The 16,678-nt window shown below is 34.4% G+C and carries 13 protein-coding genes; 5 read left to right on the forward strand and 8 right to left on the reverse strand.

Features of this window, described 5'->3' with window-relative positions; translation table 11 throughout:
- Positions 1 to 7: 7 nt before the first annotated feature.
- From T367_RS0106320 to T367_RS21610, 4 genes are all read right to left on the reverse strand, one after another.
- Complete coding sequence (locus tag T367_RS0106320; protein WP_027419082.1) at positions 8 to 925, reverse strand: NAD(+)/NADH kinase; 918 nt, start codon at positions 923 to 925, stop codon at positions 8 to 10.
- Positions 922 to 1,911, reverse strand: a complete 990-nt coding sequence (locus T367_RS0106325; RefSeq protein ID WP_245593025.1) for an SPFH domain-containing protein — start codon at positions 1,909 to 1,911, stop codon at positions 922 to 924. The genes T367_RS0106320 and T367_RS0106325 overlap by 4 nt, the downstream gene beginning before the upstream one ends.
- A 380-nt stretch (positions 1,912 to 2,291) precedes the next feature.
- Positions 2,292 to 2,843, reverse strand: coding sequence for a DUF1572 family protein (locus T367_RS0106330; protein ID WP_027419084.1), 552 nt, complete (start codon positions 2,841 to 2,843; stop codon positions 2,292 to 2,294).
- 148 nt (positions 2,844 to 2,991) lie between these two features.
- Positions 2,992 to 3,678 carry a hypothetical protein gene (locus tag T367_RS21610; RefSeq protein WP_072032170.1) on the reverse strand — a complete coding sequence of 229 codons (687 nt, stop codon included), beginning with the start codon at positions 3,676 to 3,678 and terminating at the stop codon, positions 2,992 to 2,994.
- A 442-nt stretch (positions 3,679 to 4,120) separates the two neighbouring features.
- On the opposite strand from T367_RS21610, the gene T367_RS0106340 reads away from it, so the two are divergent.
- The 3 genes from T367_RS0106340 to T367_RS0106350 all read left to right on the forward strand — a co-directional run bounded on the left by T367_RS0106340 (position 4,121) and on the right by T367_RS0106350 (position 8,560).
- A complete protein-coding gene (locus T367_RS0106340) occupies positions 4,121 to 5,770 on the forward strand; it encodes a helix-turn-helix domain-containing protein (RefSeq protein WP_027419085.1) in 1,650 nt (549 codons plus the stop codon).
- Between the two features lie 103 nt (positions 5,771 to 5,873).
- Positions 5,874 to 7,109, forward strand: coding sequence for a T9SS type A sorting domain-containing protein (locus T367_RS0106345; RefSeq protein WP_027419086.1), 1,236 nt, complete (start codon positions 5,874 to 5,876; stop codon positions 7,107 to 7,109).
- A gap of 188 nt (positions 7,110 to 7,297) precedes the next feature.
- Positions 7,298 to 8,560 (forward strand): LETM1-related biofilm-associated protein, encoded by a 1,263-nt coding sequence (locus T367_RS0106350; protein WP_169736034.1) that lies wholly within the window; start codon positions 7,298 to 7,300, stop codon positions 8,558 to 8,560.
- A gap of 21 nt (positions 8,561 to 8,581) precedes the next feature.
- Here T367_RS0106350 and hflX read toward each other — a convergent pair whose 3' ends face one another.
- Both hflX and T367_RS0106360 read right to left on the reverse strand, forming a co-directional pair.
- Positions 8,582 to 9,781: a GTPase HflX gene (gene hflX / locus T367_RS0106355; protein WP_035842767.1), complete on the reverse strand. Its 1,200-nt coding sequence runs from the start codon at positions 9,779 to 9,781 to the stop codon at positions 8,582 to 8,584.
- A 19-nt stretch (positions 9,782 to 9,800) separates the two neighbouring features.
- Entirely contained in the window at positions 9,801 to 10,253 is a 453-nt protein-coding gene (locus tag T367_RS0106360) for a hypothetical protein (RefSeq protein ID WP_035842770.1), read from the reverse strand.
- A gap of 53 nt (positions 10,254 to 10,306) precedes the next feature.
- On the opposite strand from T367_RS0106360, the gene T367_RS0106365 reads away from it, so the two are divergent.
- Both T367_RS0106365 and T367_RS0106370 read left to right on the forward strand, forming a co-directional pair.
- Positions 10,307 to 13,354: an amidohydrolase family protein gene (locus T367_RS0106365; RefSeq protein WP_027419090.1), complete on the forward strand. Its 3,048-nt coding sequence runs from the start codon at positions 10,307 to 10,309 to the stop codon at positions 13,352 to 13,354.
- A gap of 7 nt (positions 13,355 to 13,361) precedes the next feature.
- Positions 13,362 to 14,681 carry an amidohydrolase family protein gene (locus tag T367_RS0106370; RefSeq protein ID WP_027419091.1) on the forward strand — a complete coding sequence of 440 codons (1,320 nt, stop codon included), beginning with the start codon at positions 13,362 to 13,364 and terminating at the stop codon, positions 14,679 to 14,681.
- Between the two features lie 9 nt (positions 14,682 to 14,690).
- Here T367_RS0106370 and T367_RS0106375 read toward each other — a convergent pair whose 3' ends face one another.
- Entirely contained in the window at positions 14,691 to 15,152 is a 462-nt protein-coding gene (locus tag T367_RS0106375; RefSeq protein WP_027419092.1) for a regulatory protein RecX, read from the reverse strand.
- 6 nt (positions 15,153 to 15,158) lie between these two features.
- A complete protein-coding gene (locus T367_RS0106380) occupies positions 15,159 to 16,664 on the reverse strand; it encodes an Rne/Rng family ribonuclease (RefSeq protein WP_051568411.1) in 1,506 nt (501 codons plus the stop codon).
- Between the last annotated feature and the right edge of the window lie 14 nt (positions 16,665 to 16,678).

A 16,678-nucleotide genomic window follows, 5' to 3' on the forward strand; every position in this document is an offset into this window, starting at 1 on the left:
TGTGGCTTTATTTTTTTACAATATTAGCTGTTTCCTTAGCGATGCCGATTGTTGCAATCGAACCACTATTAAAATTTAAAAAATCTTTTTCAATACCATCGCTAAAAATTATTCCATTATTCGGCATAAATGATTCTATTGTCAAAGTATCACTCCTTAAAACTCCAGCAGTCAATTCGGTTTGTGTTCTAATACTTTTGAAAGGTTCTCTTACGGCAAAAAGTAAATCGTTTTCTTTTAGTTTGGGTTGTTTCAATGTCAGATTTTTTTCAAACATATTTGTCACGCCATAAGCCATATTAAAAATTGAGCTTAACCAACCGGTAGAACCTGCCGGTGTAGAAACTATAATGCCACTTGAGGATTGTTGTTCAGTTTTGTTTTTATAAGTTATTTTATATCGCGCTGAAACGTGAGAAGAAGCCCCAATAAATAAGTCATTAAAGGCTAATAATTTTTGTCCGTCATTTAATTTTGCTTCGGCAAAACTCATAATTTTTGAATTGTAATTATCCGTAAGCACATTTTCAACGCCTTCAATAAAATTCGTTGTATTAAAAGGTAACAATACGCCATCATATCTTTCAGTGTCGGGATTTACTGCAATTATAGGAAGGTTGTTTGAGTATTTTGCCGTATTGGCTACAAGTCCATCTTGTCCAATAACAATTATAATATTCTTGCTCGAGAAAATATAGGAAGACACAAACTGCCTATCAATCGTTTTGTTTTTAATTACTTTTGAAAGTTGAGTTTGCAAAGAATTTAATGCGTTTTTAAATATGTCATCTTCAATTTCATATTCTTCAAAATTGCCTCCCAGTCTTTCTATGTAAAACTTGGCTTGAGCTTTTGTGTTAAATCTTTCTATAAGTGATTCTAAACGCGTTTTACTCTTTACAATTATAGCATATTCGAAACTCATTTTTTAGGAGTTCCTTTTTCGTTTAAAATGGAATCTAGTAAATCAGGACTTATATTTAAATTCCCGATTTTACCTGCGTTTTCAGCTAATTCTCTAAAAGCAAGTGAAATGTTAAATCGTGGATCTGCGTTATTATTTAAAGCAGTTAATGTTTTCCAATCCATATCTCGATAAGGTTTTAGGGTTGTTTCTAAAACATAACCTTTTGTTTCTGCTTCTTTTTTATCGTTGTCGGTTTTTTGCTCAATTAGTTCTTTTCGTTGATTTTCAACCGAGATATCGGCATCTAGCTTCATTTCTCTCAATTTTCTTTGATTATCAGATTTTTGAACATCCGATTCCATTTTCTTTTCTGCAATTTGCTTCTGTTTTTCCTCAACTGCGATTTCTGTATTTAGTTCGGATTCTTTAATTATACGTTCTTGTTCTACCGCAAAATTTCGTCTTTCATAAACTGCTTGGTCAGCCTCTTGTTGTAACTTTTCCCTCGTTTCAGTTTCTAACGCTCTAGCCATTTCAGGTGTTGCTTGAATAGCTAGAATATTAGCGCCAAGAATCTCTATACCTAACATTCCAATTGCTGTTGAGGACTTAAGGCCTTCAGTAATATTAACCTCAATTGATTTGGCGGATCGAATAGATTCTTTCAGTTTTATGCCATGTATGAATGCGGATGTAGCAGTTTGCGCTTCATTAATAATTCGTTGATTTAGTTTTTCAATGTCATTTTTCTTGTATTGTCCATTGTCTTGAACAGTAAAATCTAAAACGTCTGCTAGAGTTTTTGGATTACTTATTTTATAACTAATCTGGCCTTGAATTGTTACTGTTTGATAGTCATTAGTCGACTCGTTAAAAACAAATGGTAAATCATTACTTCCCATTGGTATTGCAACTATAGAACTTTTAGGGGCAAAATAGAAAAAGGATAGGCCTCTTCCTTCTTTCTTTATATTCCCATTTATGAAATGAAGAACATAGGTCATTGAGTCAAATTTTATGTGTTTAATTCCAAACATGGTCTTTTCTATATTTTAATTACAGTTTTTTAATGACATATAACACCCAAATAAAACATGCTAAAATGGTTACCCGTTAAACTAAATTAACTTTAATATTCATTTGTAAAAGCTTGAAAAAATTGATCGTCGCTAAAAAGTATTCAAGTTAGGTATTCGGGTTGTATATTCAAATATAAGTTTTCCTATCTAATATTGCTAAACTACAGTGTGCTTAATATGGAAAAAATAAATGAAGGTTAGTCTGTAATTGACGGGTGTGTTCAGGACTGGATCAACTTAACTGTTATTCCAGGATGGTTTAGGATGCATGAATGGCTTGTTTTCACTGATGGCTATACTTACCGCTATAAATCATCTGTAAAATGTTCTTTCCTTTTTGGTTTAGAAAACTTGTCTTTATTATATTCCTTTGATTTTCCTTTGGGTATAGAGAGTGATGTCCAATTGTCATTTTGGATGATTTTACAAATAAACACAATTTGGCCGATATGATAAGGATAATGAGCTAACTGTCTATTGATTGCTTCAGCTACTGAATGTCCCATATTTCGAATGTAAATCTCCTTTTCAAGGTCATTGTCCGTTAATGGAGTAATTGCATTGAATAAACATGCCCAACCTTCATTCCATTTGGATAATAATGCTGTTTTGGTTTTGATGTCGTTATCAAATTCTTCATCTCTTTTCCGCCATTCTTTTTCGCCATCAGTTGTTAAGAAGTCAGACCAGCGGGAAAGCATATTTCCGTGTAGATGTTTTACGATCATTGCAATACTATTACTTTCTTCATTCAGTTGCCAAAACAATTTCTCTTCTGGTATTTGCTCAAAAGATTTTTCTCCAAGCATTTTATAATACTCGAACTGTTTTTTTACGCTTTCTAAATAACTATTCATGTTTCTTGTAATAGTATGATTCTAATATTTTAAGGCTATATTATTGCCATTGCTTCCTAAAAATAACAATAAAATATCACTACTCCACTTATCCAATTAGCTTATCTAAATGTCTTTCTACTTTCATTTCTAAGCTGACAAATTCTCCTTAATAAAAAACACTATTAATGATCCAAGGAATGGGCATCTTTCGGCCGTCTTCTTGAGATTGAATGTGATGGATTTCTATGGGAATATTTTTCTCTTTTGCATAAGTCCGCAACAACGTGTTGGTGTAAAATTCTGTAAAAGGACAAGTATTAGAATAGAAAGCAGTGATTCCACCATTATTGAGACACTTTCCTGATTTAGCACTTTCAATAAATTTTGGGAATTCAGCTTTGGGATTTGTTTTTAATCCCCACAGTTTAAAATAAGGTTTGGCTTCATCAATAATCTCAAATCCGTGATGTTTAAGGAATTTGGGATCGGTCATAAATGGTCTTTTCTTGTCGCTTGAAACCGCAATAATTCCGTCCATTCCTTCGGCATCAGCCATGCATTGTTCGAGTAATTTTTTGCCGTTACCTTTTCCTTTGAATTGGCCAGAGACCCAAAAACAATTAATGACCATGAATTTCTTTCCTGTTAATGGAAGCCATGAATTTTCTATCGGAACGTATTCGATAAAAACCTTTCCTCGAACATCAACTTTTTGAAAATTATAACCGTTTTTAAATTCTTTTTTTAGCCAGTCTTTTTTCGCGTCATATCCATCCTGACATTTTTTGTCGCTTATAGCGCAGCAAATATGTTCGTCTTGAATATTCTTATCGGTAAGTTTTAGAATTTCCATTTTTTTTGGTTTTACCAAATATATAAAGGGTTTGCACGCTTTCCTATGACATTGGTCAGGTTTCTAAATGGGCTTGGCTTCATTTGTATTCGGAATAAAGTGATATGTTTATTATTCTTCAGTTATAATCTTTCCCATTTAATTCCGTCATTTGTTCCAACAGTATAATAAAAAATGTAGTCGAAAACTTCATCTTGTTCAAAAGTCACATTAGCGCCTACTTTAAGGTCAGAAATATTAAATGGTTTATTTGCTGGAATTACAATTAAAAAGGAATCAAATTAAGGTGGTGGTTGATGTTTTATATCTATGAAAATAATTAGTGATGGATTTTGTTCATGTTAGTTTTGATATCTGAAAATTAATCGTAAAGAGGTGTTTAAGGAATATTAGTTATATTTATTGACATACTTATTTATTAGTTACTCAATACTATAAATACATGAAAATCATAATTGTTCTAATTTTCCTAATTGGGATTAATGTTAATTCGTTCTCTAAAGTCAGGGATAGTGTTTTATTTCAAACAATTGAAAATGAAGATATTAAACCTGATCAATTCGACTTATCTATTGACCTGTATAGAAGCTTAAACGATTCTGCTAATTTGGCGAATAGTTTTGAAAGAAAAGCAGATCACCTGAAATCCTATTCTTCGGCAGCTGCGATAGTTTATTACAAAAAAGCAATTGAATTACGCGGGGAGTTGGGTCAAATTGAAGATGTTGTAAGGCTTAGCCAATTAGTCGCCAATGCATTTTACGACAATCAAGAATATGATAATGCCTTAATCAAGAGTTATCAATTGTTGAGGTATTATGAGCAAAAAGACGATACCTTAAAAGTGGCACAAACACATAGTTTAATAGGCTCAATTTATGGTGATATGCACAACAGAAGTTTGTCTTATAAACATCTTAAAACTGCTTTAGACTTATCTGTCGCATTGAAATCCAAACAGGGAATGGCTGCTATATCTAATAATATTGCTGGACTTTTTGTTGAAATAGACTCTTTTCATCGTGCTTTATATTATGTGCGTCAAGCTGAAGCTATTAATAAAGAAACTGGAAATGAATATTGGCTCAATATTAATTATATGCAATATGCCGATATTTATCTAGATCAAGGTATTTATGATTCATGTCGTTATTACCTTTTCAAGTCTAAGGAGTTTATAGAGCGAGAAGGGAGCCGAATTGACAGTACATACTTAATACGAAAATTAGGTATTTACTATTATTACGTTGATAGTATATCCATTGCCATACAATTCTTTAATAAAGGTGTTTTATTGAGTCATGAAATGAATAATATTAGTGTTGAAGCGAACTTTGTACATTGGTTAAGTGAGGTTTATGAAAGTCAGGGCGATGAAGTTATTGCATTGGCATTTCTTCAAGAGTACAACAGTTTAATGGATTCTATATCAGACCAAAAGAGCAAACAAGATTTAATCGCTTTTCAAGTATTATATGATGTTAACGAATTAGAAAATGAACTTTCTACTTCTCTAATAGAGCAAAAAAATGCCGAAAGGGAAGTTGTTAAAATAAATACGCGACTCTATGGTCTACTCTTTATTTGTCTATTAACCTTAATTTTTGGCGGTTTTTTATTCGTTCTCTTACGAAAATACTATCGTTCAAATCAACATCTATTGGATTTGAACTTAATGCTCAATGATAAAGAATTGAGTCAGGCGGATAAATATGCAAATTCTAATTTAAAAGATGAAAAAAAGAATCAAATTTTGTCTGCATTTTTGCAGTTAATTGTGGAGGAAGAAATATTTAAAGATCAAGCATTGAAGTTAGATGTTGTGGCAGAAAGATTAGACGTTAGTCGCACTTATTTATCTCAAGTGATTAATGAAACATATGAGCAAAATTTTAATGCTTATATAAATTCTTGTAGAATTAAATTATCAAAAAAATATATGGTTTCCTCAGATTATTCACAATATAGTATTCAAGGAATAGCGGAATTGGTTGGGTTCAAATCATTGAGTGCATTTAATGTCGCATTCAAGAAAAATACAGGGCTTACACCTTCTTATTTTAGAAAAAATGCGGGTGTAAAGCAACGTTAATTTTATTTTTAATACTTCCTGATTTATACATCAGGTGCACTAAACTGTTAAATTCAAGTGGTTTGTAAGTATATTTATTTCTCAAACTTAATTACTAAACAACATGAAACAAGCAAACTTTACAAAATTATTATTGGCAATGATATTACTCATTTGCAATGTCGGGGTACATGCTCAATGGACCATATCAGAAACACCTTCGAGTTATCATTTATATGGAATTGACGCAGTAACAAATGATGTTATTTATGCTGGAGGATATGGAGGATCTCTAGTGAAGTCTATTGATGGAGGGGAAACTTGGAATGCATTATCCATAGGGTCTTTTGATTGGGTCAAAAGTATACATTTCTTTAATGCAGATAATGGTTGGATTATTACAAGTAACGATATGGGAGATGGAGGAGATGTGTTAAAAACTACAGATGGGGGAGTAACATGGACGTCATCTCATTCTGGTTATGCTTATTCTGATATGCATTGGATCGACGATCAAATCTGTTATGTCAGTACTTGGCAAGGAGTTTTAGTTAAAACGACAAACGCGGGTGTATCATGGGTGGTTCTCCCAACGCCTTATCTGGATGTTAATGTCTATTCCATTCAATTCTTTGATGAAGATAATGGGTTTGCACTGAATACAGATTATAAATTGCTTCGTACTGATGATGGGGGTGCAACTTGGACAAATACTTATCATGCGGGTTTGTTAAACTTCTTTTTTATCACTCCAACAACGGGTTTTTGTGTGAATGACTATGGTGAAATCGGTAAAACAACGGACGGGGGGCTGACTTATGAATATGTCAGTACTGACTTTGAAGGTATTAAATTCAATGATATTGAGTTTTTAACGGAGGATTTTGGATATGCAATTGGCGGACTAGATTGTAGAGATGGTAGCTGTCTTCAATCTCCTGTTTTGTTATCGACAAAAAATGGCGGTGAAACATGGGAGTCAAATGCACATCCTTTAGAAGGTCAACTACGTGGTTTTTATGAGTTGTCTTTTGCTCCAAATGGTACACCTTTTATTGCTGGGTCTAATAAAATGGTACTGAAAAATACATCTTTTGTCGGTTTACCAGAAACGGATGAAGTGCAATATATTAATGCTTTCCCTAATCCTTCAAATGGTGTATTTACTTTTAACTTTTCTAGTTCTGTAGAAAAGATCAAAATAAGAAATATTTTAGGAGAGGTTGTGGAGATTATTGAAACAAACCACCAGCATACTATTCAAATCTCACTCTTTGATTATAGTGCAGGTTTGTATTTAGTTGAATTTCAAAATCAGCATGGTACGGTTGTTGGAAATAGTAAGGTTCAACTCAATTAAGCTAAGAATTAAATAAAATTGTCAGAAACGAGACTGTCCTTTGACTGTCTCGTTTTCTATTATAAAAAGATGGTTTAAGCAATTAAATCGTTGAAAGTTTAACGCAATTATAAAAAATGTTGTGATTTGCTAAGCGATATTTACTTATTTTTGATTAGCCTTATGAAATACAGGTATAATCAATGAAAATGAGTCCAGGTAAACGTGGATGGATTAAGAAGTATTTTTCCATCCTCGTAAACTATAAAGAGAATTTGAATAGATATCCAGGCGCATTACTTTCGCCTGAGGAATTATTCTATGCCTATTTACAGCCTACAGGAATCATGTATGGCTTTCCCGCCAACTTACTATTTCTGGATGCGAAAATCATGAAAGGCTGGTCGAAGGATGAGACTTTTCGTGTGCTTTTATTGGAAGGGTTAATCTTGGTTGATCATCTTAAAAAAGGTGAATTCGATATTGAAAGCCTCGAAGCTTCTTTGGGCCGATTCGTTGAGTTTTATGAGAAGACACAAATTGAACGCTCAAAAAAAAGTTGGTTGAATTTTAAGGATGCAACGGTCTACGAAAAGCTAGAGTCCATCATCAATCAACGAATTGATATTAAAACAAGTTTTTCTAATAAACTTTGGACGACTTATCTTTATAATAGTTTGATTTTTCATGATTTAATTCTTTACGATGAATATCATAAAGGTCATGATACGCATCGGATTAAAATTAAGCGAGAAGTTGTTGCTCTTGAGCTAGTGAAGGTTGTTGCTGCAGCTGCTCATTCCGGATATGAAATAAAAGAGCCTGAAAAAGCAATTTTTGATGTGTTTTTAGCATCTGCTGATCTTAGTAAAAGTGGAAGAGATCAAGCAAGAGATTTTTGGGATCAGAAAAAAACATTGGACGATATTGATTTTAAATTCGACCGCTCATGGGCATTGAACCGATATATTCTAGAATTGGCAGTACTTACTGTTTGGGGTGATCGACAAGTGAACGAAGCTGAGCATCAATTTTTGAATGATTTAACTGAACGTTTAGGTATTGCAGAAGAAGAAAAGGATGCTTCCTTTATTGCCATTCAATCATTTGTGATGAAGAACCACGAAGCTGTTCCTTATTTAACAGGGAAAAAAGACAGCACATTATTAATGGATGGTGCGACTGAACGTTGGCGAAATATTCTAGGGAGAAATAAAGAGAAATTGGCTACCGAGTTAAAAGACAGCAAAGAACTATTGGCATTGATTGCAAAATCAACGACTGAAGAATTAACGAAAGAGGAAAAAGAAAAAGCTAAAAATCAATTAAAGGATTTAGCGCGAACCATTCCTTCATTGACCCTGTTTATGTTACCTGGCGGAAGTTTATTGCTACCAATTATCCTTAAAATTATTCCAGATTTAGTACCGACTGCTTTTAGAAACAATCAGATTGACGACGAGGAAGAATAAGGGTTAAATCCAACTCAAATTTTAATACAAGAAATTATGGTAAGGATACCTTACCTGGAAAATCGCTTTGGCTTCTTTATAAAGCAATGCTTTTAATTCATCAATATTAATATTCTCCTGAGCTGAAATAAATAAACAATCCGTATCATTTAATTTCGCCATCCAAGTCTTCTTCAATGCATCTAAGGCGAAATCTTTACCATCCGGATGATATCCAATATCGGCTGGTTTTGGATTATAAGCATCAACCTTATTGAAAATAACAATCATTGGTTTATCAGCTACCGATTTGTCTATCTCAGCAATTGTTTCATTTACAACAGTATACTGGTCCTCAAAACTAGGGTGTGAAATATCAACAACATGAATTAAAATATCTGCCTCTCTAACTTCGTCCAAAGTAGACTTGAAGGATTCGATTAATTGATGCGGCAGTTTTCTAATGAATCCAACGGTATCAGACATCAAAAAAGGAAGGTTGTCTATCACAACTTTTCTAACCGTTGTATCTAAAGTTGCGAATAATTTATTCTCCGCAAATACATCCGATTTACTTAAGAGATTCATGATTGTAGATTTACCAACATTGGTATATCCAACCAAAGCAGAACGAACCAATTGGCCACGGTTGCCGCGTTGAACGCTCATCTGTTTGTCAATCTTTTTCAACTTTTCCTGTAGTAGAGAGATTTTCTCCTTAATGATTCTACGGTCAGTCTCAATTTGCGTTTCCCCAGGTCCACGCATTCCAATACCACCCTTTGTTCTATCTAAGTGTGTCCAAAGACCAGTTAAACGCGGTAATAAATATTGATATTGTGCCAATTCAACTTGCGTTTTGGCATGTGAAGTTCTTGCTCTACTAGCAAAAATATCTAGAATTAAATTGTTACGATCAAGAACTTTAATTTCGAATTCTTTCTCAATATTACGCAATTGTGATGGTGATAACTCATCATCAAAAATCGCAATATCAACACCATTGGCATCAATATATTCTTTGATCTCCTTTATTTTACCAGAACCAATATAGGTCTTGGGATTTGGACGATCTATTTTCTGTAAAAATTTCTTTTTTGTTTCAGCACCAGAAGTTTCTGCAAGAAACTCTAATTCATCCAGATATTCATTTGCTAACTCTTCGGTTTGACGCGAAGTGATTACTCCAATTAATACTGCAAATTCCTGAGCTGACTCAATGGGTGCAAATCCTGTAGACATGTATTTCCTCTCTTTTTAATTAAAACCAACCTCCACCAAGCGCCGTTCTGAACGGCCATGGAATAGCAATCATGATTATGATGAATGCGATGGTATAATATACAGCAATTGATTTGAATTTTTGTGTGTCAAGTGTCGCTTTCTTTGATTTTGAATGACCAATAGTGATCAAAATCATCGCAATTATCATCATTAAACTATGCTCAACTGTAAAGAAACGCAATAATTTATTGCTCATTGTTTCACTTATAAAAGCAACTTTTGGACTAACAAAATATAGTACAAGGCCCGCTAAAAATTGAATGTGGAATGCAATCATTGCGAACAATGCTAATTTTTTATTTTTATCAGTGAAAGTTTTATTGCCTTTCCAACCTTTATGCGCTTCAATTATAACTAAAACCAATAGGATCAAAACAATCCATCTCCAGCCAGAGTGTGCAGGGTTTAATATCTTGTACAATGTATTCATAATTGACTATTTTTGGACAAATTTACTGTTTAATCGGCTTATTTGAACATTTTATGCAGAAGTATATTATTTTAATATTGGTAATCGCGCTTTTACCAGTATTTGCAATAGGGCAACAAACCGAACCTGAAAATGGTGTAGCTCAGCTTGATATTGTATATGCAATATCGAATGCTAAAATTATTGTTTCATCCACTACTACAATTGAAAAAGGTACCGTAGTAGTTAAGGATGGTAAAATATTAGCCGTTGGAACCAATCCTGCTATACCTAAAAATGCTGTGAAAATAAATGGAAAAGGATACACTATTTATCCTTCCTTTATTGATGCTTATGCAACTGAAGGGTTTAAAAAGGTAGTGCCGAATAAAACGAGAAAACCGCAATTAAATACGTTGAAAATTGGTCCTTTCTATTGGAACGAGTCTATTCATCCTGAGTTTGATGCTTTTTCTGCCATTTCAATTAAAGAAATTAAGGATCATGAAAAATATATTTCGCAAGGTTTTGGAACGATATCTACGCATCATAATGATGGTGTTCTTCGCGGAACGGCAGCTTGTTTAACCTTGGATGATCAACAAAGGTATAATCAATTCATAAAAAATCAAGCGGCCAATCACTATTCTTTTTCTAAAGGGAGTTCTAAACAGACTTATCCATCTTCTCAAATGGGGGCAATAGCTTTAATCAGACAGTTTAATTTAGATGCTGATTGGTATGCTAATAATGACGCTGTGCAAGTGGATAATGATTCGTATAGAGCAGGAATTGAAAACTTAAAATTACCACAGATATTTGAGGCGGCAGATAAATTAGAGGTCTTAAGAATCGCAAAATTAGCGGACGAATTGAAATTGAAGCCAATCGTTCGTACAGGTGGTGATGATTACGAACGTATCGCTGAAATTAAAGCAAGTGGAGTTCGTTTGATTCTACCGTTGAATTTCCCGGTTGCTTATGATATGTCTGATCCTTATTTATCGCGATTTGTGACATTGGCGGATCTAAAGGATTGGGAGATGAAAAGGTATAATCCTTATATCGTCGCGAAGAATGATATTGAATTTGCTTTGACTGCAGAAGGATTAAAAGATAGAAGTGACTTTCTTAAAAATTTACGTTTGGCAGTAAAGCATGGCTTATCTCCAATGGATGCCTTGAAAGCTTTAACTGAACAGCCTGCAAATTTCTTGGATATTGCCGATGCGGTAGGTACAATTGATGTTGGAAAATGGGCGAATTTGATTCTAGTGAAAGGTGATGTATTTAAGGATGGTGAAATCTATGAAAATTGGATTCGTGGAGAAAGACATCGACTTAAGAATATTGAAGAAGTTGAAGTGCGTGGGACTTATGATATTAACCTTGATAATAATCTTTATCAATTAATTATTGCCGGTGATTTAGACAAGTTAAAATCAAAGGTTAATAGATATGATAAAACAACACAAGCCAATGGAACTGTTAAGATGGATACTGTTTCAATGGATACAAAAATGGAATTTGACGGTTTACAATGCAGTTTTAGTTTTATTGAAAAGCAAGGTCATTATGACGGTTTTATTCAATTAAACGGCTCTTTTAATCCAACTTTGGGTGTTTATCACGGTAAAGCAATGTTACCAACAGGTGATTGGGTGGATTGGAGTGCTATTAGAAGTAAACCATTTGTTGAAGATTTATCTAAGAAAAAACCTTTTACGGTAGATACCTCTGCAGTGAATAATATCTTTTTCCCGAATATGGCTTATGGCTTTGATACGATTCCTGCTGCTAAATCTTATTTCATTACCAATGCGACAATTTGGACGAACGAGGCTGAAGGAATAGTGAAGAATGCGACGTTATTGATTCATGAAGGAAAAATAAAAGCCGTTAATAAGTCGGTAGTGCAAATTCCGAACGGAGCAATTACGATTGATGCAAAAGGTAAACATGTAACTTCAGGAATTATTGATGAACATTCACATATTGCAATTAGTAAAGGTGTGAATGAAGGTGGGCAATCTGTTACGGCTGAAGTATCCATCGCTGATGTTGTGCGATCGAATGATATTAATATTTATAGACAATTGGCTGGTGGGGTTACAACTTCTCAGTTGTTGCATGGTTCGGCAAATGCTATTGGCGGACAGTCAGCATTGATCAAATTAAAATGGGGTACTGCACCTGAAGAATTATTAATGAAGGATGCACCTGGTTTTATAAAATTTGCTTTGGGGGAAAACGTAAAACAATCGAATTGGGGTGATCACAATACTGTTCGTTTTCCGCAGACAAGAATGGGAGTGGAACAAGTATTTTACGATGCGTTTATTCGAGCGAAAGCTTATAAAATCGAATGGGATGCATTTAATGAATTATCGAATAAAAAGAAAGCGGCAGTAATTAAACCTCGAAAAGATTTGGAGTTAGAGGCATTGAATGAAATTTTGGATGAAAAACGATTCATTACTTGTCATTCATACATTCAAAGTGAGATTAATATGTTGATGAAGGTAGGGGATTCGATGAATTTTAGAGTGAATACTTTTACGCATATTTTAGAGGGATATAAAGTCGCTGAAGAAATGAAATTGCATGGGGCAGGTGCATCAACCTTCGCAGATTGGTGGGCTTATAAATTCGAGGTGAATGATGCTATTCCGTATAATGCTGCAATGTTACATCGTATGGGGATTGTAACAGCAATCAATTCGGATGATGCTGAAATGGGAAGAAGATTGAATCATGAAGCAGCGAAAATTGTAAAATATGGAGGTGTTTCTGAGACTGAGGCCTGGAAGATGGTGACTTTAAATCCTGCTATCCTTTTACATGTTGACGATCGTATTGGAAGTATTAAAGTAGGTAAAGATGCGGATATCGTTATTTGGTCAGACAATCCACTGTCCGTTCATGCTAAGGCGGAGCAAACATTTATTGAAGGAGTTTTATATTATGATATCAACCGCAGTGCTAAGTTAAACACGCGTGATCAATTGGACCGAAGTCGAATTATGAAATTGATGATGGAGGAAAAGAAAAATGGGGCGGAGACCAAACTTCCAACAAGAAAAGAAAATAGACATTATCACTGTGATACAGTAGGAGAATAAGAAGCATATGGGACTTAGATTTTTATTAGCAGCATTTTTATTTTGTACTTCATTTCATGCGATGGCACAGGTTCCTTCGCCTCAAGTACAAAAACATAACCGTATTCTATTCAAAGGCGGATTTGCACATATCGGTAACGGATCGGTGATTGCAAGTTCATGCATTGGTGTAGAAAAAGGAAAAATAGTACTGGTAAAAAATGCATTGACTTACCAAATAACAAAAGCGGAGTGGGATACAATTATTGATATCAATGGTCGGCATATTTATCCTGGTTTTATTGCAACGAATTTAACTTTGGGTTTAACAGAGATTGATGCTGTTCGCGCTACGGTTGATTCGAAAGAAGTTGGAGAATTTAATGCACATGTACGTGCTTTAACTGCTTTTAATACAGATTCTAAATTAATCTATACCGTTCGGACGAATGGTGTTCTGTATACCCAAGCAACACCAAGAGGTGGAATTGTTTCAGGTTCTTCGTCAATTATGGCGTTAGATGGGTGGAATTGGGAAGATGCAGTTTTAAAAATGGATGATGGCATTCATTTGAATTGGCCAGAAAAATACAAACGAACGGGTTGGTGGGCTGAACCTGGAACGAGTAATGTCAATGAAAAGTATATTGAGAGCAAGCAAAAGATAGAAGACTTTTATCAAGCTGCGAGTGCATATTTAAATGAGAAAGATCCTGCGGAGATTGATCTGCGATATGAAGCAATGCGGAATTTAATTTACGGAAAAGCTAGGTTATACTTTCATGCTGATTTCGCTTCGGAGATTAACGATATAATTGATTTTGGTAGAAAATTTAAAATTAACAATCCAGTTATTATTGGCGGTTATGATGCCCATTTATTAGCTGATCGATTAAAAGAGAATGGTTTTTCTGTGATGTTAGGTCGTGCTCATGATTTACCGGAGTTTGAAGAAGATATGACTTATAGTTATTATCAAAAAGCATCAGTCTTAGCTATGACAGGTATTCCATTTTGTTTACAAGGTGCTGGAGATATGGAAGCGATGAATGCGAGGAATTTGCCGTTTTTAGCTGGAACAGCTTGGGCGTATGGTTTAACAGAGGAAGAAGCTGTTGGAGCGATTAGTTTAAATGCTGCCAAGATAATGGGCGTTGATGATAGAATAGGATCGTTAGAGGTGGGTAAAGATGCAAGTCTATTTGTATCGGAAGGGAATGCACTTGATATGCGTTCGAATCGTGTGGTAATTGGAATGGTTGAAGGCCGTTTTATCGATCTCAACAATCATCAAAAACAATTGGCGAAAAAGTATACGGATAAGTACCAAATTCAGCTTACGGAATAAATTAAGACGTTACTCTTTAAAAACAACAGCATTAATCAATTCGTATTCGTATCCTTTACTTTGCAGATAGCGTGTTAGTTTCGCTTTTTCGTCCCAAGTGAGGGTATTTGTTGGTTTTGAATTCTTTTTAGCTGCTAACTCATTTAAAGTAATCAAATAATCATCTTCATCAATCTCTTCCATTCCTTTTCTAATCGAGTAATCTGAGATTTGCTTTTGCTTTAAACCGGGGAGAATTTTCTTGCGTCCCCATTTCTTTATACGAAATTTGCCCGAGACATAGGCCCGGGCAAATCTTTCTTCATTTAAAAAATTGTTGACAATCAGATCCGCTAAAAGTTGATCGATGTCTTCACTATAAATTCCCCATTCAGTAAGCTTTTTACTAACTTCAAAAGCACTACGTTCTTGGTAGGCACAGTATGCCTCAATTTTTTGTTTCGCTTCGTATATAGTATACTTAGGAACCACTATTAGTTATACTACAATTTCATCTCCGTTTTTGTCCAAAAATTTATGTTCCAAAATATGGTTCGAATTATTGGCTTGAACGGTAATCCATTTTTTGTATTTAAAGAACCATTTTCTTTGAATAGACATGATTCCTTTCTTAAAGTACGATTCGAGATAAGGATGAACAACTAAAGTGACTTTTGGTTCTTTTTTGCTTGTCAATAAGTAATCCAAAGTATTTTCAATTTCATCAGCGAACATAATTGACGCTTGAATTTTTCCAGTTCCACCACAAGTTGGACATCCTTCAGATGTTTCAATATTGGTAACCGGTCTAACTCTTTGTCTAGTAATTTCAACGACACCAAATTTACTTGGAGGAAGAATACTATGTTTCGCTTTATCTTGTTTCAATAATTCCTTCATCTTAGCATGAAGCATCTTATTGTTATCTCTTTTGTGCATGTCTATAAAGTCAACACAAATAATTCCACCCATATCACGTAAACGCAATACACGTGCAAGTTCTTCTGCGGCTTCTAGATTAACTGTGATCGCATTGTCTTCTTGCGTATCATTTTTCGCACTTCTATTTCCACTATTTACATCCACCACATGCATGGCTTCTGTATGTTCGATGATTAAGTAACCACCACTAGGTAATGGCACTTTTTTACCGAATAATATCTTTATCTCTTTGTTGACCCCGAATTGTTCGAATATGTCAACTTTTCCTTTGTACTCCTTTAATATTGCAACTTTTTCAGGTGCAATTAATTGAACATAATCTTTCATTTCAGCCAATAATACAGGATCATTGACATGAATTTTTGAATAGTTCGCATTTAAGGTATCTCGTAACAAAGAAGAGGCACGATTGATTTCTCCTAAAACTCTTTTTGGAGATTTGGAATTCCTTAAATTGCCGTGCATTTTTCGCCAACGTTGTAACAGATCCTTAAGATCGCTATCAATTTCCGCTAGTTTCTTGTTTTCGGCAACTGTTCGAATTATTACTCCGAAGTTTTTCGGAAGTACGCTTTTCACTATTTCTTTTAATCTCTTTTTCTCTTCAAGATCCTTGATTTGTTGAGAAATCGATATTTTATTCGAAAAAGGTACAAGCACTAAAAAACGACCAGCAACAGTAATTTCTGAGCTGAGTCGGGGACCCTTTGATGAAATAGGTTCTTTGGCGACCTGCACCAAAATTTCACGAGAACTAGAAAGAATATCGGATATTTTCCCATCCTTTTCAATGTCTGGTTCAGACTTGAAATAAAGTAAATCAGCTACATTTTGTTTACCACGTAATGTATCCTGAGTAAATTTATCTAAGGAGTTGAATTGTGGGCCTAAATCTAAATAATGTAAAAATGCGTCTTTTTCATAACCAACATTTACAAATGCAGCATTTAGACTTCCAACTACTTTCCTAACCTTACCAAGGTAAATATCGCCTACGGCAAAGTCTGTTTCTACTTTTTCCTCGTGCAGCTCTATCAACGTTTTATCACGCATTAGAGCCATTTCTATTTCTCCGC

Origin of the sequence: Crocinitomix catalasitica ATCC 23190, assembly GCF_000621625.1 — a bacterium.
GTDB classification, from domain to species: Bacteria; Bacteroidota; Bacteroidia; order Flavobacteriales_D; family Crocinitomicaceae; genus Crocinitomix; species Crocinitomix catalasitica.